Annotated in this window: 14 protein-coding genes and 1 tRNA gene; 6 read left to right on the top strand and 9 right to left on the bottom strand. The window is 37.2% G+C overall.

Annotated features, from left to right (window positions below):
• Positions 1-5: 5 nt before the first annotated feature.
• The 8 genes from speA to ACM66U_RS06430 all read right to left on the bottom strand — a co-directional run bounded on the left by speA (position 6) and on the right by ACM66U_RS06430 (position 7391).
• Positions 6-1835: a biosynthetic arginine decarboxylase gene (gene speA, locus ACM66U_RS06465; protein WP_418640356.1), complete on the bottom strand. Its 1830-nt coding sequence runs from the start codon at positions 1833-1835 to the stop codon at positions 6-8.
• 8 nt (positions 1836-1843) lie between these two features.
• Entirely contained in the window at positions 1844-3571 is a 1728-nt protein-coding gene (locus ACM66U_RS06460) for an FMN-binding glutamate synthase family protein (protein WP_151900252.1), read from the bottom strand.
• Positions 3572-4786 carry a histidine--tRNA ligase gene (hisS, locus tag ACM66U_RS06455; RefSeq protein WP_151900253.1) on the bottom strand — a complete coding sequence of 405 codons (1215 nt, stop codon included), beginning with the start codon at positions 4784-4786 and terminating at the stop codon, positions 3572-3574.
• Between the two features lie 6 nt (positions 4787-4792).
• Positions 4793-5386, bottom strand: a complete 594-nt coding sequence (gene tmk / locus ACM66U_RS06450) for a dTMP kinase (RefSeq protein ID WP_151900254.1) — start codon at positions 5384-5386, stop codon at positions 4793-4795.
• A complete protein-coding gene (gene coaD, locus ACM66U_RS06445) occupies positions 5386-5868 on the bottom strand; it encodes a pantetheine-phosphate adenylyltransferase (protein ID WP_230973320.1) in 483 nt (160 codons plus the stop codon). The genes tmk and coaD overlap by 1 nt, the downstream gene beginning before the upstream one ends.
• Complete coding sequence (locus ACM66U_RS06440) at positions 5855-6397, bottom strand: UbiX family flavin prenyltransferase (protein ID WP_151900256.1); 543 nt, start codon at positions 6395-6397, stop codon at positions 5855-5857. The genes coaD and ACM66U_RS06440 overlap by 14 nt, the downstream gene beginning before the upstream one ends.
• On the bottom strand, positions 6394-7269 hold the full coding sequence (flgA, locus tag ACM66U_RS06435) for a flagellar basal body P-ring formation chaperone FlgA (RefSeq protein ID WP_151900257.1): 876 nt from the start codon (positions 7267-7269) through the stop codon (positions 6394-6396). Before flgA ends, ACM66U_RS06440 begins: the two co-directional genes overlap by 4 nt.
• 38 nt (positions 7270-7307) lie before the next feature.
• Positions 7308-7391 (bottom strand) — tRNA-Leu (locus tag ACM66U_RS06430).
• A 149-nt stretch (positions 7392-7540) separates the two neighbouring features.
• Here ACM66U_RS06430 and ACM66U_RS06425 point away from each other — a divergent pair.
• The 4 genes from ACM66U_RS06425 (at position 7541) to acnB (ending at position 14894) form a co-directional block, all read left to right on the top strand.
• Positions 7541-9601, top strand: a complete 2061-nt coding sequence (locus tag ACM66U_RS06425; protein ID WP_418640355.1) for a flagellar biosynthesis protein FlgL — start codon at positions 7541-7543, stop codon at positions 9599-9601.
• A gap of 51 nt (positions 9602-9652) precedes the next feature.
• Positions 9653-11827: an FtsK/SpoIIIE family DNA translocase gene (locus ACM66U_RS06420; protein WP_151900259.1), complete on the top strand. Its 2175-nt coding sequence runs from the start codon at positions 9653-9655 to the stop codon at positions 11825-11827.
• Positions 11827-12219 carry a putative quorum-sensing-regulated virulence factor gene (locus tag ACM66U_RS06415; protein WP_418640354.1) on the top strand — a complete coding sequence of 131 codons (393 nt, stop codon included), beginning with the start codon at positions 11827-11829 and terminating at the stop codon, positions 12217-12219. The genes ACM66U_RS06420 and ACM66U_RS06415 overlap by 1 nt, the downstream gene beginning before the upstream one ends.
• Positions 12220-12344: 125 nt before the next feature.
• Entirely contained in the window at positions 12345-14894 is a 2550-nt protein-coding gene (gene acnB, locus ACM66U_RS06410; protein ID WP_151900261.1) for a bifunctional aconitate hydratase 2/2-methylisocitrate dehydratase, read from the top strand.
• Positions 14895-15033: 139 nt separating this feature from the next.
• Here acnB and lolA read toward each other — a convergent pair whose 3' ends face one another.
• Positions 15034-15549, bottom strand: coding sequence for a LolA-like outer membrane lipoprotein chaperone (gene lolA, locus ACM66U_RS06405; protein WP_151900262.1), 516 nt, complete (start codon positions 15547-15549; stop codon positions 15034-15036).
• A gap of 131 nt (positions 15550-15680) precedes the next feature.
• Here lolA and secA point away from each other — a divergent pair, with 131 nt between their 5' ends.
• Together secA and ACM66U_RS06395 are read left to right on the top strand one after the other, a co-directional pair.
• Positions 15681-18272: a preprotein translocase subunit SecA gene (secA, locus tag ACM66U_RS06400; protein ID WP_418640353.1), complete on the top strand. Its 2592-nt coding sequence runs from the start codon at positions 15681-15683 to the stop codon at positions 18270-18272.
• On the top strand, positions 18269-19471 hold the full coding sequence (locus tag ACM66U_RS06395) for an ABC transporter permease (protein WP_151900264.1): 1203 nt from the start codon (positions 18269-18271) through the stop codon (positions 19469-19471). The genes secA and ACM66U_RS06395 overlap by 4 nt, the downstream gene beginning before the upstream one ends.
• Positions 19472-19477 lie beyond the last annotated feature (6 nt).

Genomic DNA, 19477 nt, shown 5'->3' with positions numbered 1-19477 from the left:
CATCCTTAATTTGTTGTTCTTAAATAGCCATTTTGATATAAAAATCTTTCTAGCTGCAGCAGTGTATCATTTTTTTCTTTTTCTGTAATAAAGCTGGCATTTGAGAGTTTGTTTTTAACTTGATTTAATATTTCATGTTTGTCATATCCTATTGATTCAAGTATCTCCAAAATACTTTTTGATTCTACTGCATTGGTTATATTGTATCCGGAGTCATTGATTGAAATTGTATACTCACTGGGGTGTGTAAAAAGATTATGGTTCATTCCCAGTGTCTCCTGATAGGCACCAATATTGAAAAAAGCCAAAAAATAATCTTCTTCATCAATATTAACGTCATGGAGATATAAAGGTTTGTCCGGATCAAAGCCTATTTCTCCGTCACTGTCACAGGTAATATCCCAAAGAGAGGCTGCTCTGAGCGGGGTTGTGTTTAAATGATGAATGGGCATCACAGGAAAATGCTGTCCCAGTCCCCAGTAATCAGGCAGACTCTGAAAAACAGAAGCATTAATGAGATAGCGTTCCTGGAGCTTGATCTGGAGCTGTTCGAGTTCATTGGTCGGATTGGCTGATTTAAGATAGAGTGCTTTTTTTATAATATTATGCACCAGAATTTCTGCGTTTGAACGGTCTTGAAGATCAATATAGCCTAAATCAAAAAGCGTGAAAAGTGATTCCATATGATCAAGCGCATCATGAAGATATTCTATACAGTTGGCATTGTTAAGAAGTCTGTTCAATTCTATAAGTTCTTCAACCAAAGGCGGATTTGACTCTTTAAAATTTAAAAGTTTTTCTTGATAATCCTGAGTGAAAAGTTCTAAAACAGGTGTGATTAATACAGCATGTGAAGCAACTATAAAACGTCCTGATTCCGTAAATATATCCGGATGTGCTACATTTTTGCTGTCCATGATTTCACCAAGTAAAAAAACAACAGAACTTGAAAATTCATCTATTGAGTAGTTACGTGCATGTGATTTTTCATGTTGGTCATATTCTACAGCCAAACCGCCGCCGATGTTGATACTTGAAAGTGCATCAGCACCCATTTTTTTCAGTTCCGCATAGATATTTCCGGCTTCACGGAGTGCTTTTTTCAGCGGAGCAATGTCTGCTATCTGTGAGCCGATATGAAAATGAATCATTGTCAGTTTTTCAAGTAGATTCGCATCTTTGAGGAGTTTTATTGCCTCAATGATTTCTGTTGAAGTCAGTCCGAATTTTGCATCCATTCCGCCGCTTTTTGCCCATATGCCGCTGCCTGCACTGTGCAGCCTGACACGTATGCCGATATTTGGAACTTTTAAATTGGATTTGGAAGCTACATCAATGATGGTTTCAAGTTCATTGAGCCCTTCTATGGTGATGGTGATATTTTGACCACTGTGTGCTGCTATAAATCCCAGTGTAAGCATCTCTTCGTCTTTGAAGCCGTTGACAGTAATGTTGGCTCCGTCAAGCACTTTGCTCATTGCCAAAATAAGTTCAGCCTTGCTTCCGGCTTCAAGTCCGTAGTTGTACTTTGCACCCTGTGATGTAATTGCCTCAACAGCTGCCGGAAACTGGTTTACTTTGAGCGGAAAAACAGCTTTAAACTTTCCTTGATAGCTGTTTTCTTCAATAGCTTTTTCAAAATAGTTATAGAGTGTTTTAATCTGTCTTTTGACTAAATGAGGAAATCGTAAAAGGAGAGGTCCCTTAACGTCTTTTGCCCGTATATTGTTGACTATATCAAGCAGAGAAGGCATAGATTTGTAATTAAGTTTGATTTCACCGTCTTCTATAATAAAGTTTTTGTTTGCCCAGATATCAAGGCCGAAATTATTCATCATTTATCCTAAATTTTAAATTTTTGCTGAAAATATTTGTCAATATCAAAATATATTTCACCGCTTCTGTTTTTATAGGTAAGGAGGCTTTTGTTTAAGTCTTTAATGCTTTTTATACCCATTACTGCCATGACAGTCTTCATACTTTTAAGAAGATTTTTATGATAGTGTCCAATTTGTATGCCTTTTTTTATTACAAGGTAGGAGGCTCTTTTTTTTGGATCCTGTGTTGCCATGCCGACCGGGCAGACATGTGTTCCAAAACCAGAACACATTTTTGCCCGGATACACCCGCCACTCATCATAAATGCGCGTGCAATGCCTACAGCATCAGCACCCATACACAAGGTGATGACAGCATCATCGGGTGTTAGAATTTTTCCACTGGCAATTATTTTGACATCTTCTCTGATATTATATTTTTTTAAAAGCATATCCAGAATATAAAGTGAGTTGTTTGTTGTGAGGCCTACTGATTCCATTAGCTCAAGCGGAGCAGTTGCGCTGCCACCCTCACCGCTGTCCACTGTGATGAAATCTGGTATAAATTCACCATAATTTTTTCTTTTGGCAAGTTTTTGTACCAGTGTTTCTACAGAGGCTATGTCTGAAATGACTATTTTGAATCCAACCGGTTTTTCTGAGAGTCTTTGCAGTTTTTCAATAAAATTTAAAAGATCCTCTATTGTATCTGCATAAGGGAACCTGTTGGGAGAAATGATGTCTTTTCCCTCTTCAACACCACGGTAGTAGGCTATGTCCGCTGTTACTTTTGAACCTGCGAGTTTTCCGCCTGTCTGTTTTGCTCCCTGGGCTATTTTAATTTCAGTCATTTTGCAAAATTTCATTATTTTTTTATATTTTTCTTTATCAAAATTGCCGTTTTTGTCTCTGACACCATACAAACCAGAACTGATTTGAAAAATCATATCCGGCAGCTCCTTTGGAACTTCCCGCGGAAAATATTCTATGGCTGCTTCCCAGTTCACACGAAAAAGAAGGTGGCTGGAGGTATCATAAATATAGGTATTTTGGGTTTTTTCATTCAGTAAAATATCTCTGTACCATTTCAGCGCTACTTTTTTATTAAAGAAAAAATCTCCGATTTTAAAAGCAAGTTCTGCAAAAGGGGTACTTTTGACAACTTCAAGATATTTTGAATTGTTCGGATCTATTTTGAGGGTAAAAAGATGGTTGGAAGTAAGTGAACCTTCTCCTGTATTGATTGTCAGGTTGGAATCTCTTCCCGCTAAGCTAAAGGCTCTTACTGCTTCGGGAGACAGGGCACCGTCACTCATAGCAGAACGGATAATCGGTGTTTGCGATACAAAAGGGTATTTTCTGTTCTTTCCAAAAACTACCTGCATGTTTTGATCAACCTCCTCATCGTTTAAAACACTTGTAGCATGTTTTAAGATAAATCTTGATCCTGAAAAGGGCTGGCTTACGGAAAATGACTGGTAGTTTGGTTTGTTCTTGGCTGCTGTATACACCCAGTCAACCTTGTCTTTGGAGTCATAAAAAGATTCTTCTGCAAAATATTGACGCAGTGGTTCACGGAGGGCCTCAAAAAAATAACGAAATCTTCCTATAATCGGGTAGTTTACAAGAAGAGCATGCTGTCTTTGCACATATCTGTCGTATATGTAAAGAGCGATGACTGCTATTATGATGAGCACGGCAAAATATTCTACAAATTCGTCTAAAAAGTGCCATAAACCATGAACCCACTCCATCTAAAATTCTTTGAGCGGAATTGTCTTTTCAATTTTATTTTCTAAATCTTTAACCCAAATTGTTCCGTTGCTCATTTCATTTGTACCAATAACGCAGCAGTATTTTGCATTCATTTTATCCGCACTTTTGAGATGATTTTTGAGGTTTTTCGCCTTATAATCGCAAACTGCTTTGTCTGTAGCCCTTTTTTTATGTGTCAGCGTGATTATTGTATCTATGGCTTCTTCGTCCATAGCACCAAGATAATAGCCTTCTCTTAATTCCTGTGGCATTTGTATGAGTTCCAACAGTCTTTCAATACCCATCGCAAAACCTACAGCAGGGGTAGGGCGACCGTCTAAAAACTCTACAAGTCTGTCATATCTTCCACCACCGGCAATAGCACTTTGACTGCCTATATTGTCACTGACAAATTCAAAAGCGGTTTTGGAGTAGTAGTCAAGCCCTCGTACAAGATTCGTATCTACTTCATAGCTGATGTCATTTGCATCAAGTATTTTTTTCAGTTTTTCAAAGTCATTGTCACAGTTTTCGCACAGTGAATGTAAAAGTTTTGGAGCATTTTCGTACAAAGACTGACACTTTTCATTTTTACAGTCAAGAACACGGATGGGGTTCGTACTTTTTCTTCGTTTACAGTCTTCACAAATTTCATCTTCAATACTTTCTATAAAAGAGACAAGGGTGTCACGGTACTCAGGCATGCAGTTGTTGTCACCGAGTGAATTGATCTGCAACCTGTAGCCGATACCAAGTTCTTTGAGTATATCACTGACCATCATGATCATATTTGCATCTTCATACACACTCTCAATACCGAAACTTTCAACTCCAAACTGATGAAACTCTCTCAAACGTCCTTTCTGTGGTCTTTCATAACGAAACATAGGACCATGATAAAAAAATCTGTGAATTCCGCCTGCTTTGTCTAATTTTTTTTGAATAAAAGCCCGTACAACACCGGCTGTTCCCTCAGGGCGCAGACATACATCATTGCCTCCCTTGTCCGTAAACTGGTACATCTCTTTACCGACAATGTCACTGCTCTCTCCGACACTGCGTTTAAAAAGTGCCGTCTCTTCTAAAAGTGGTGTTTCTATATAGTGAAAACCATATCTTCTGGCAATGTTTTGTGCCACATCCAAAAAATAAGTAAATCGTTTTGATTCGTTTTCATCAAGTATATCATTCATACCTCTTAGTGATTTAATCATAATTCTTTATCCTTTTAGCATTGTTTCATTTTTAATATTATCTAATATTTCTTTTGTAATTTCATCTCTGTTTTTTGTGGCATCAATTTCAATCAACGGCACACCCAGAAGAAGACTTGCTTCTTTGATACTCTCTTGAATCTTTAACAAATATTCACTGCCTCTGAGTTCAATGCCGTCAAGTTTTTTTTGCGAAAGTCTGTATTTGAGTTCCTGTTTTGTCAGACGCAGTAAAAAGATTGCCTGGGGATATATTTTTTTTGTTGCGAAATCATTCAAACTGATCAAATCTTTTTTACTGATACTTCCCTGGGTGAGTGCATAGGCGACACCACTTACAGCACTTCTGTCTGAAATAATCATTTTGTGCAGATTTGGTTCTATTACCTCTTTTATATGTTCTGCTCTGTCTGCAAGAAAAAGAAGAAACTCTGCTCTTTTGCTTTTTGTTTTTGCACTCAAAACAAGTCTGCGAATTTCTTGTCCTATAGCAGTTCCACCGGGTTCTTTTGTAATGACTGCATCAGGAAAGTACTTTTTCAGTGCTTCTATCTGTGTACTTTTCCCGGCTGTATCAATACCTTCTATTGCAATATACATCAGCGCAGACTCCCTATAACCTGCTGTACCTCTTTTGGTAAGAGGTGATCTGTTTTTCCGTTAAACTTTAAAAGATTCCTGACAATAGAAGAACTGATAAAAGCATGTTTGAGTTTTGGCATCAAATAGACTGTTTCTATGTTTTCATCAAGGGAGTTGTTGAGATAGCCGAGTTGCAACTCGTATTCAAAGTCACTTACAGCACGAAGCCCTCGTATAAGCACCCTTGCATCATGTTCGTGTGCCAGATCTATAGTAAGGTTGTTAAAACCTGTAACACGGACATCTTTGATGTCTTTGACGGCAATTTCGACCATTTTTATTCTTTGCTCGAGGCTAAACATGGGATTTTTGTCTTTTGACTGAGCAACAGCGACAATCACTTCATCAAATAAATTTTTTGCACGTTCGATAATATCAAAATGTCCATTTGTTATCGGATCAAATGTCCCCGGGTATAAAGCGATTTTACGACTCTTCAATTTGCCACCTTTTATATAAACTGTTTTCAATTTCCAGTAAATCAAACCATTTGCCAATGAGAAAATTTTCCATTTCATCAAGTGTCTGCTGCTTTGAATAATATGCCATAACAGGCGGCGCAATAATGATGCCCAGGCTTGCAAGTTTATGCATATTCTCTAAATTAATGGCAGAAAAAGGCATCTCTCTCGGTGCTAAAATAAGCTTTTTCTGTTCTTTGATTACAACTGCAGCGCACCGTGTAATCAAGTTGTCCGAAATTCCACAGGCTATTTTTGCCAGTGTATTCATAGAACACGGTGCGATAATCATAGCATCAACCCCAAAAGAGCCTGATGCAACAGAGGCTGCAATGTTTTTATTATTATGGGCAGTGACATTACTCATTTCATGTACAAGTACTTTTTCTGAATTTTCTGTCATGATAAAATGTTTTTCAACAGATTCAGGAAGAAGCTGAATGATTTTCAGACCAAGGTTCACACCACTGGCCCCACTGCTTGCAACTACTATTTTTCTTTTTTTCATTGTACCTCTGCTTTGTTCTTTCCGGTTATAACAACTCTTATTTTTTTTCCATTTCTCTTTATAACACTGACAGTGTCTCCAAGTCTTCCGTTTTGAAGTGCTTTTGCAGAAAAATAGATATGTATTGCATTGTTGTTAAAATTAACACTGACACTCGAGCCGCGTTTGACTAAAAACAAACCGACAACATCTCTTTTTGTTATAATATTACCTGCTTGAATGTTGTGCTTACTTTGGTAGTGCTTTACATGTAAACCCTCTAAAGGCATCGCTTTGAATTTATCCAGTATTATACTCTTTTTTTGTGTATTTATATTGGTGAGTTCATTATCTTTTTTGATGTTTTTTCTGGCAAACAAAATGGAAACAGTGGCTAAAATTTTATATTTAAAAAATATTTTTTTATTATCATCTGTTTTTATATATAAAATGCTCTTGTTGGACAAGTGTGCTTTGGTGCTAAAATGAACAGTGTAGCGTTTTGGGAGTTCTTCCATATAATGTGTGGGAAAGAGTGTTATTGTAGATATTTTTATATTTTTATATTTTTCTTTATAGTGCTTTTTTATACTGTTTTTTATATACGTTGTATTGATAGGGCTTTTTTTTGTGAACTGTATGTAACTGTGTTTTGAAGTAAAGTTGTCAAAACCGCTTTTGTGAAGTATTTTTAAAAGTTCTTTTTTTTGTATACGTTTTGAATGTCTGTTTTTGTCTATATCAAAAAGTTTTCTGTCATTTTTTTTACTTACAGGTACAATATCTGAAAGCATAATAAAATCATTTTTTATATAATAATTGCTTCGAAGAGTGTTGGCAGCGAAAATAGTTGAAAAAGAGATGAGTAGAAGAATTATTTTTAGAAATAACATAAGTATCTCTCATTTTGAGAACTAACAACTGTAAAAAGTGGTACCAGAGAGGGGATTTGAACCCCTAAGCCGTGAGGCGGCGGATTTTGAATCCGCTATGTATACCGTTCCATCACTCTGGCAAATCAGCTGTTGAAGTTGGAATGATAGTAGGAATTTACTTAAAAGTAAATAATATTTGGCCGATAATACCATTAAATGGAACTTTTATTGCTATACTTTGCCAATAATTGCCAGAAACCAAACAATATTTTGAAAACGGAGAGATATTATGCGTGTAACATCAAGTATGTATTACAACAGTCTGTATGCTACAAATAATTTAAAAATAAACAATGAACTTTTTGATGTAAATAAGCAGATTGCCTCAGGATTGAAAATTCAATATGCCAAAGATGATGTAAGAACATTTACAGAAACTATGCGGCTTGACAATGAGCTCGTTACAATAGGGCAGGTGAAAAAGAGTACAGAAAGCGGATATAAAATTTCAAATCAGACAGATGTTGTTCTCAATGAGTTTGAAACTTCACTTGACAGAATGAAAACTCTGCTTATAAATGCCGCAAACGGCACACACAGCCCGGACTCTCTTGATGCCATAGCCGGAGAGCTTCGGGGTTTGGAAAAACATTTTAAAAACCTGGCTAACACTTCGATTAACGGGCAGTTTTTATTTTCTGGTTCTGCTGTCAATACAAAACCGATAGATGCAAACGGAATATATCAGGGGAATGATGCAGGAATGAACTCTGTGCTTGGTTCAAATTCCACACAAAAGTATAATCTCACCGGAGCAGAACTTTTTTTAGGCGAAGAACAAAATACAAAAAGAGAAATCACAACAAATGTAATCAACAATGATTTAATTAACGGTGGAATAATTACTGCAGACAGCAGCATTAGAGATTTGATGGGTGATATAGATGATGATACAACTACAGTCAACAAAAATTATTTTTACATCAGAGGGACCAGAAGTGACGGCACCGCCTTTAAAGTCAGAAAAGAGTTTGACGATACGGCAAAAGTAAGTGATTTACTGGATGAAATAGGCAAAGCATACGGAAACAACGGCAGTATAAACGTGGTAAATGTGAGCCTGAATGCAAATGGACAGATTGTTGTCCAAGACAAACAGAAAGGTTCAAGCAAACTGGATTTTCATATGGTGGGGGCGGTTGATTTTGATTTGACGACAGATGAAAACGGTGATACCCAAAACAATGATGCACTCGTAAATGATATAGATTTGCTGGATGTCGGTGAAAAAGATTATGCAAAAATAAAAGACGGAACCGCTACATCAAGCCTCTATGTCAAAGAGTTTATCCAGTCAGGTTTCATACCGGCTGCCGGTGCAGCCAGCAATATAGAAGGGATAGTGTATGACAGAACACAATTTTCCAAAAGCGGTGCAGAACTCACATCAAATGTCCCTCAGATTCTAAAAGAGACAAATGCCTTTGCCTCTCCATCTGCAAAAATTTCCGAAGTAGCTGATCTGTCTCAGGGAACACCCGGTACGCTTGATGCAACCGTATTGAATCTGGAAGGAAATGATATTAACGGTAATCCTTATACCGCAACAATAAATTTAGATTCCGCAGGTTCAACTTTTACAATTGGTGGAAATACTTATGATATTTTTAATATGCAGACTCCAAGAACAGCAACAGCTGCAGATAATGTAACCTATCAGCAACTGATGGATGTTCTCAATATGATTGTTACCAATAACCTACCTACCGGAACTGCAGCAAATGACTATGATAATGCAATAATAGCTTCAAACACACAGGGAAACACTTCTTTAACCTATGACGGAAAGTTGAAATTCACTGACTTGACTGCTACTCAGACACAATCGACAATAGCACTTTATGATGCTAACAGTGATAATTTTACAGCAGATGCTTCTGTTATGACCTTTAATGCAAACAACGCTTTAACTATTGTTGATCCAAAAACAGATTTTTTTAAAAATCTTGATGAAGCCATTACTGCTGTAGAAGATCATAAACTTTATCCGGACAGTTCCAGCGGAAATATGCGAAATCAAGGAATAGAAAATGCGCTTGCAGCAATAGACAAACTGCAGTCACATGTCTCCAGAAGCCATTCGGTTGTCGGTGCACAGTCAAATACCTTAAACACTTCACTCGAAAGAACAAGTCTGCTGGAAGTCAGTACAATGACCCTGCGCTCTGAAGTAATAGATACAGATATTGCAGAGGCCTCTTTGCGTTTGTCTCAACTTAACTTAAACTATCAGGCGATGCTCTCAACTGTGGGAAAAATTTCGCAATTAAGTCTGGTAAATTATTTATAGGATATACTTTTATATATTATTTATCCCTTCTTACTATAAAGGTTTTCTAGCTTGAAAGATACTCTGTTTATTATCATTTTTGGTGTATTAATTTATCTCGGTTTTTCAACTCTTTTTGGTCCAACTGGGCTTATGGGCAGTTATGGTGCTACTTTTTCTTCTTACAATCAGCTTTATTTTGGTTATATATCGTTTGTATATCTCTTTGTGCTGCTGTTTCCTTTGTATTTTCTGTATAAAGATACATCTTTTGGTTTTAGAAAGTTAGAACTGGGTGTTGCTTCTTTTTTGCTTTTATGCTCTTCTCTTATCGCACAGGCCCTGCTCATAACAAATGAATACAGAGGAAAATTCGGTGCAGATTTTGTAGACTTTTTATCTCCCTATATAGGTGTTTTCGGATTATGGGTATTTTGGTTTATTATTACGGCGGTTGCCATGGTGATTCTTTTTGATAAAAGCAGTTCGGAGATCTTACATGTAGTCATATCTTCACTCAAATCCAACAAACCGAAGAATGCAGCAACTTTTGTTGAAAAGGAACAGAGTGAGACCTTGCAACAAGATGAAATCATGCAAAAAGAAGAGAACAAAGAGACAGAGCATGTTGAACAAACCCAAGACGAAGAAATAGACAAACCGGCATATCTAAGAAAAGAAAAAAAGCATGTAGCGGCAGAAGAAACAAGTGAGACAAAAAAAACTATTTTAGATATTGCCGCGGATGTAAAAGAGCATAAAAATACTGTTATCGTTGATGAGCTTGAAGAAAATGCAAAACTCTTGGCTAATATTGAAAAAGGGAAGGTAGAAAAACCCAAAAACTTTAAGCTGCCTTCTGTAGATTTTTTGCAAAAGCCGAATAAAACAACACATAATGTGGATGAAAAAGAGCTTGATGACAAGATACGCTATCTTATTGAAAAGCTGGCACATTTTAAAATTGACGGAGATGTTGTGCGTACCTATGCAGGTCCTGTAGTTTCTACCTTTGAGTTTAAACCGGCAGCCAATGTGAAAGTGAGTAAAATACTTAACCTCCAAGATGATTTGGCGATGGCGCTTTCAGCGGAGACTATTCGTATTCAGGCACCTATCCCGGGAAAAGATGTTGTCGGAATAGAGATTCCAAATGAAGCAGTAGATACCATTTACCTGCGTGAGCTTTTAGATGACAAACTCTTTAAAGACTCGGCCTCACCACTTACTATAGCGCTTGGAAAAGACATTGTAGGCAAGCCTTTTATTACTGATTTAAAAAAGTTGCCGCATTTGCTTATAGCAGGTACAACAGGAAGCGGGAAAAGTGTCGGGATCAATGCTATGATACTTTCGCTTTTATATAAAAACTCTCCTGATCAGCTGCGTCTTTTGATGATTGACCCGAAAATGCTTGAGTTTTCCATATATAATGATATCCCACATCTGCTTACTCCTGTCATTACAAAGCCAAAACAGGCTATTGTCTCACTTAACAATATGGTCGGTGAAATGGAACGGCGTTACGAACTCATGGCTGAGAGTCGTACAAAAAATATTGAAAATTATAATGAAAAAGTAAAAAAAGAGGGTGGTGAGCATTTCCCTTATATAGTGGTAATTATTGATGAGTTGGCTGACCTGATGATGACAAGCGGTAAAGATGTTGAACTCTCCATCGCAAGACTTGCGCAAAAATCACGTGCCTGTGGAATTCATCTTATCATCGCGACACAAAGACCGTCTGTAGATGTTGTTACGGGACTTATTAAAGCCAACCTGCCTTCACGCATATCCTACAGAGTGGGACAAAAGATTGATTCAAAAATCATTTTAGACCAAATGGGTGCAGAATCACTTCTGGGGCGTGGAGATATGCTTTTTACGCCTCCGGGTTCGCCGGCTTTGGTACGCCTGCATGCTCCGTGGGCTACAGAAGAAGAGATAGAGAAGATAGTAGATTTTATTAAAGCGCAGCGAGAACCAAATTATGACAAAAGCTTTTTGATAGAAGAGACGAATGCCGAAGGTGGTTCTGCTTCAGGCTCTAATGAAAGCTATGAAGAACTTGATCCTTTGTACGAAGAGGCGAAAAATGTAGTTTTAACTGACAGAAAAACATCTATTTCTTATCTGCAAAGAAAACTACAGATTGGATATAACCGTTCTGCAAGAGTGATAGAACAGCTTGAAAATGAAGGAGTTCTCTCTTCTCCAAATGCCAAGGGTGTCAGAGAGATATTGTAATGCCAAAACCGCATTTTATATTTATGAAACAAAAAGATTTTTTTTGTGTACATGTAAAGAATCTGGAAAAATTACGTGTTGAACAGATACAGGAAATAGAAGCATTTGTTGCGCAAAGAAAAGGGTACTTTGATTTTACTGCCTACACATTCAGTATTGGAAAAAAACTTGAATATCGGGAATTTGTAAAACTTCTTGATATGTTACATGTAGAAGCTTTGGTTGAGGAAGCTGTTTGTGCTCCGCAAACCAGCGCCAGAATTTCTTTTGGGCAATACAAAGGAATGCTTTACAATGAACTGCCTGATTCTTATCTGTTATGGCTCAAAAACAACTATATGGGCAGTGACAGAGAAATCATCTGCACTGAAATTGCAAAACGCAGACTCTAGTGTTACTTTTCTATACAATAAAGTAATTTTACATAATATAGATGTATAGATTCGTAACACTGTCGATATGATTACTTTTCTTTTAGCTATAATGTCCCCAAATTAAATTTACAATAGGAAGTATTATGGGATTTAGAGAAGACTATAAAGCACATGTAGAAGAAAGAGCGGCACTTGGTGTCCCTCCATTACCTCTTACTGCTGAACAGACAGTAGAAGTTATCGAGTTTATTAAAACAGGTGAATATGTTGAAGAGATGCTGGATCTTTTAGAAAATCGTGTATCTCCGGGTGTAGATGATGCAGCCTATGTCAAAGCAGCATTTTTAAACGAATTGGCAAGTGAAGAACATCATGTGGCAGCTATTCCACCTGAAAAAGCTGTCCAAATGCTTGGTATGATGCTTGGCGGATACAATGTGAAACCATTAATTGATGCTTTAACGTCAAAAAATGTAAAAGTTGTTGCAGCAGCTATTGAAGCACTTTCCAGTACATTATTGGTATATGATGCGTTCAATGATGTTGAAGAGTTGCACAAAAAAGGTGTGACTGCAGCAACTCACGTTTTAAATGCATGGGCAGACGCTGACTGGTTTACAAAAAAACCTGAACTTCCTGAAAAATTAACTGTTACCGTATTTAAAGTTCCTGGTGAAACAAACACTGATGATTTGTCTCCTGCTTCTGAAGCATTTACACGTTCAGACATTCCTTTGCACGCAAACTCTATGCTTGCTGCAAAAATGGAAGATCCAATCGGAACTATTAACAGACTGAAAGAGCTTGGTCATCCTGTTGCTTATGTTGGTGATGTTGTAGGTACCGGTTCAAGCCGTAAATCAGGTATCAACTCTGTACAGTGGCACATGGGAGAGGATATTCCGGGTGTTCCAAACAAACGTACCGGCGGTGTAGTTCTTGGCGGAACAATCGCACCTATTTTCTTTGCAACAGCAGAAGACTCGGGAGCACTTCCAATCGAACTTGATGTTTCCCAAATGGAAACAGGTGATGTTATTGACATCTATCCGTATAAAGGTGAAGCACATAAAGACGGTAAATGCATCGCTACATTTACATTAAAACCAAATACTATTACCGATGAAGTACGTGCAGGCGGTCGTATTCCACTTATTATCGGTCGTGGGCTTACAAACAAAGCACGCAGTGTTTTAGGAAAAGCTCCGGCTGATATTTTCTTAACACCTGATCAGCCTGAAGATACTGGTAAAGGGTATACTTTAGCACAAAAAATGGTTGGTAAAGCATGTGGAATGGATGGTGTTCGTCCGGGTATGTATTGTGAGCCTGAAATGAGTACAGTCGGTTCTCAAGACACAACAGGTCCTATGACAAGAGATGAGATCAAAGAACTTGCTGCGCTTGGGTTCAATGCTGATTTGGTATTACAGACTTTCTGTCATACATCTGCGTATCCAAAACCGTCAGATATTAAGATGTTCCATACATTACCTGACTTTATTGCAAACCGTTCAGGTGTTGCTCTTCGTCCTGGTGACGGCATTATCCACTCATGGCTAAACAGAATGGTTCTTCCGGATACTGTAGGTACGGGTGCAGATTCACATACTCGTTTTCCTATCGGTATCTCTTTTCCAGGCGGTTCCGGAATCGTTGCATTTGCAGCAGTTACAGGTTCTATGCCTTTGACTATGCCAGAATCAGTTCTTGTAAAATTTAAAGGAAAAATGCAACCGGGAATCACATTACGTGACTTGGTTAATGCTATTCCTCATCAGGCTATAAAAGAAGGTCTTTTGACAGTTGAGAAAAAAGGAAAGAAAAATATTTTTGCCGGGCGTATTTTGGAAATTCAGGGCTTGCCTGATCTGAAAGCCGAACAGGCATTTGAATTGTCAGATGCATCAGCAGAACGTTCTGCTGCAGCATGTACAGTTCAGTTAGACAAAGAACCAATTATTGAGTACTTAAAATCTAATATTACACTTTTAAATTCTATGATTGATGCAGGATATGAAGACCATCGTACATTGGCACGTCGTATTGTGAAAATGGAAGAGTGGTTGGAAAAACCTGAACTGATGAAAGCGGATGAAGATGCAGAATATGCGGCAGTACTTGAGATTGATTTGGATCAAATCACAGAGCCTATTTTGGCATGTCCGAATGATCCGGATGATGTTGCTACACTTTCAGAGATTTTAGCTGACCCTAAACGTCCGCATAAAATTGATGAAGTATTTGTCGGTTCATGTATGACAAATATCGGTCACTACCGTGCACTTGGTGAAGTATTAAAAGGCGAAGGTGCTGTTCCTACCCGTTTATGGGTTTGCCCTCCGACAAAAATGGATGAGAAACAACTTGTAGAAGATGGCTACTATGCAATCTTTGGTGCTGCAGGTGCAAGAACAGAAGTTCCGGGATGTTCATTATGTATGGGGAATCAGGCACGTGTATCAGATGGTGCAGTAGTGTTTTCAACATCAACACGTAACTTTGACAACCGTTTAGGAAAAGAAGCACAGGTTTATCTTGGTTCTGCTGAACTTGCAGCGGTATGTTCACTTCTTGGAAAAATTCCGACAAAAGAAGAGTACTTGGAGTTAACGAAAAAAATAGAAGGGAAAGAAGACGATATCTATAAATATCTAAACTTCAACCTAATCAAAGATTACAAGCTGAACTAAATTCACAGTGCAACAAATGGACTAAATCCATTTTTGCCAAGCTTAACTAGCTGTATGCAGAATGAAACTAAATTTCATTCTGCCAAGCTGAACTAAATTCACAGTGCAACAAATGGACTAAATCCATTTTTGTTACATATTACTCACTGACTATATCATATTCATCCGGAATATCCGGTACATATTTATCTTGCGATATTTTTTTATTTACTTCTTGGTTTTTAAATACAATCTTTATATCATTTTCAAGTTCATCTTTGTATGAAATAGATTTAATGATGGAATTTTCTGTTTTTATGATGTATTCTTTATTCTGAAAGTTCGCTAAATAACTCCCTTTTGCGATCTCTTTTGCATTGTGAATAATTTTAAAAAGATCAAAATCTCCATTAAGATGTTTAATGATGACCTGTTCTAACTCCGGTTCAATAACTACAATTTTATTTTGTAAAATATAAACACTTTTCTGCACAGGTTTTGTATACTGCCAAAGAGCATAACGAGGTTTAGAAGCTGTTACATGTCCCGTATATGTTATCTTCACACCTTTGTCATCTACTATTTTTTGTAAAAAATCTGCTTCAAAACTGTTTATATTTTTTATACTTGCATAGCCAGATGTTATCAACAATGCAGCTAAAATTATTCTTTTCATTTTTCTCCTTTAAAAAGAAATTATAGCAAATTATTCATTTATACTATTTATTAGATTTAATGTGATAAAATAAGAACAATTTCAGCGATTACTATATAGTAAATTATATAGTAACGATAATAAGGTTGCAAATGCTACAAGCATTCATGGGTAAGGTATTTGGTACTGCAAATGACCGAGAATTAAAAAAATATACTAAAAAAGTTAAAAAGATTAATGAACTTGAAAGCAAATATGAAGTTTTAAGTGATGATGCACTCAAAAATGCTTTTGAAGATTTGAAACAAAGTGTACAGAGCGGCGAGAAAACTCTGGATGATGTGCTGTATGATTCTTTTGCCATAACAAGAGAAGCTGCAAAACGTGTTTTGAATATGCGCCATTTTGATGTTCAGCTTATTGGCGGTATGGTTTTACATGAGGGTAGAATTGCCGAAATGAAAACCGGTGAGGGAAAAACTCTTGTGGCTACACTTGCCATTACTCTCAATGCAATGACAGGCAAGGGTGTTCATTTGGTAACAGTGAATGATTATCTGGCTTCCCGTGATGCAAAAGAGATGGGTGTGCTGTACAATTTTCTGGGCTACAGTGTAGGCACGATTCTCGAAGACATGCATGATCCTGTAGAGAAAAAAGCTGCTTATGATGCAGATATTACCTACGGTACAAACAATGAGTTCGGCTTTGACTATTTGCGTGACAATATGAGTTATTCAAAAGACCAGATGGTCCAGCGTGGACACAATTTCGTAATTGTCGATGAAGTGGATTCTATTTTAATTGATGAAGCGAGAACGCCTTTGATAATTTCAGGGCCCACAAACAGAAATATGCAGGATTATCTCAAAGCAAACAGAGTTGCTTTGGAATTGAATAAAGAGGAACATTTTACTGTTGATGAAAAAGACAAAGTGATACTGATTACAGAAGAGGGTATCACAAAAGCGGAAGAACTTTTTGGTGTCGAAAATCTTTACAGTGCAGAGAATGCTTCTTTACCGCATATGCTTGACCAGGCTTTAAAGGCAAATTACCTTTTTGAAAAAGATGTTGATTATGTTGTCAATGACGGGGAGGTGGTTATTGTTGACGAATTTACGGGCCGATTAAGCGAAGGACGTCGTTTTTCTGAAGGACTGCATCAGGCACTTGAAGCCAAAGAGGGCGTGGAGATAAAAGAAGAAACACAAACGCTTGCAGATATTACTTTTCAAAATTACTTCAGAATGTATGACAAACTTGCGGGAATGACAGGTACTGCCGAAACAGAGGCAACAGAATTTGCACAGATTTACAATCTTGATGTTGTTTCCATTCCTACAAATATTCCGATTGCAAGAAAAGATTTGAATGATTTAATATATAAAACAGAAGAAGAGAAATTTACAGCTGTTATTGAGACCATTAAAAAACTGAGCAAATCAGGACAACCTATTTTAATAGGGACGGCTTCTATTGAAAAATCTGAAGTTTTACATGAAATACTGAAGAAGGAAAAAATTGCACATACTGTTTTAAATGCAAAAAACCATGCACAAGAGAGTGAAATCATTAAACATGCCGGAGCAAAGGGTGCTGTAACCATTGCGACAAATATGGCAGGACGCGGTGTTGACATTAAGGTAAGTGATGAAGTAAAAGAGCTCGGTGGTTTGTATATCATCGGAACCGAGAGACATGAAAACCGTCGTATTGACAACCAGCTGCGCGGACGTTCCGGGCGTCAGGGTGATCCCGGAACAACACAGTTTTATCTTTCACTTGAAGACAATCTTTTACGAATATTCGGCAGTGATAAAATCAAGTCCATCATGGAAAGACTCGGTGTTGAAGACGGCGAATATATAGAATCAAGAATGGTCACCCGTGCAGTTGAAAAAGCACAGAAAAAAGTTGAAAATATGCACTATGAAGGGCGTAAGCAAATTGTTGAGTATGATGATGTTGCAAATGAGCAAAGAAAAATCGTTTATAAATTCAGAAATCAACTTTTAAGTGATGATTATGATATTGCTGGTAAAATCGATGAAATCAGAGAAGAATATGTTGCAAATCTTTTAGCTCGCTCGGATATATTTGCCGGTGCAGACAAAGAAGATTTTAATCTTGAAAAACTCTCTCAGCTTCTTAAGGAAGAGATGAATTTTGATTTGGATATCGAGCAGTTAAAAGAGCTTGAATACGAAGAGTTGTATGCCAAAGTTACAGAACTGTTAAAAACGGCTTATGATGAGAAGATGGGCGTGTTGGATGAGCAGACAAGACAGGATATAGAAAAAGAGTTTTATCTCAAAGAGTTGGATAATGCCTGGAGAGAACATCTTTATGCAATGGACAATATGAAAACCGGTATTCGTTTGCGTGCATATAATCAAAAAGATCCTCTTGTTGAGTACAAAAAAGAGAGTTTTGGTCTTTTTGGCGAATTAATTAATGATATTAAATTCAATACAATCAAAACCTTGCAGATTATACAGTTCCAGATGGAATCTCCGGAAGAAGAAGCTGCCAGAATTTCCAAACAGCTTGAAGAAGAGAAAAAAGCACAAGAAGCATTGATGCGGCTGAACCATCATGACAATGTGGATATTGATGCCGAAGATGATTTTGTTGTGAGTAAAAAAATAGCAAGAAATGACCCCTGTCCGTGCGGAAGCGGAAAAAAGTACAAGCAGTGCTGTGGAAAAAGCGGTCCGAAAAAAGGTGTTTTTGCTTCTTGAAAAAATCAATAGTTTCTTACCTTGTGAAAAGATTTTTACGCTTTGACAAGGAGCAGCCTTTTATCTTTATATCTGCACTTTTAGCCTTTATAGGAATTACGCTCGGTGTCATGGTACTTCTTATTGCCATGGCACTTATGAATGGTTTTGACAAAGAGTTTAAAGACAAACTGACTGTTATGAATTACCCTTTAACCATCATTCCAAAGTTTTACGGTGCTGTAAACAGCAATCTGCTTATGGATTTGGAAGAGAAATTTCCTTATTTGCAGTTTAGCCCTTACATTCAGTCTTCTGTGATGGCCAGAAGCGGTTCAAGACTTGAAGGCGGGTATCTCTTTGGCGTAAACTTTGAGGATGAAGTGAAAGTCAATTCGGTACTTGCAAAAGCAATTACCGGGCATACTTTTAAAAAATTTGATGTTGTTGTAGGAAAAACTCTTAAAGAAGAATTTAATTTACATGTAAATGATAAACTGATGTATATTTTTACAAATGTGGAACCGGGCGGACTCTCTGTTACTCCAAAAATAAAGCGCTTTCAAATCAAGTCATTTTTTGATTCAGGGCTTTCTGCTTATGATAAAGCATACTCCTACACAACACTGGAGGCTATGCAGACCATAGAACATATGGCCGCAAATGAATATGACGGTATTCATATATATTCCAAAGATCCACGAAAAGATATAAAAAAAATAAAAAAAGTGCTGCCAATCAGTGTAACAGTAAAAGGCTGGTGGGAAGACAATATGAATTTTTTTGCTGCTTTGGAGATGGAAAAAACTTCTCTTTTTATTGTCCTGATGCTTATTATTCTTATTGCTTCTATCAATATCATATCTTCTCTTTTAATGACTGTAATGAACAGAAGAGGGGAAATAGCACTTTTGCTCTCTTTGGGTGCAACGACATCTGAAATTAAAAAAGTATTTTTGTATTTGGGAATTGTTATAGGAATTACCGGTATTTTAGCCGGTATTGTCTTTGGACTGAGTGGTATATGGCTACTCAGTACTTTTGATATTGTCTCTTTGCCAAAAGATGTTTATCCTACTTCGAGACTTCCCCTGGACTTGACACTTCATGATTTCATTTTTATTGTCGCAGGTGCTTTTGGTATCGTTGTAGCTTCCTCTTATTATCCTGCCAAAAAGGCAAGTGAAGTAGATATACTGACTGTTCTTCGAAATGAGTAGTAAAAC

Origin of the sequence: Sulfurimonas sp. ST-27 (genome assembly GCF_048081595.1) — a bacterium.
In the GTDB taxonomy this organism is placed as follows: Bacteria; Campylobacterota; Campylobacteria; order Campylobacterales; family Sulfurimonadaceae; genus Sulfurimonas; species Sulfurimonas hydrogeniphila.
This window is presented reverse-complemented; position numbering and strand designations above follow the sequence as displayed.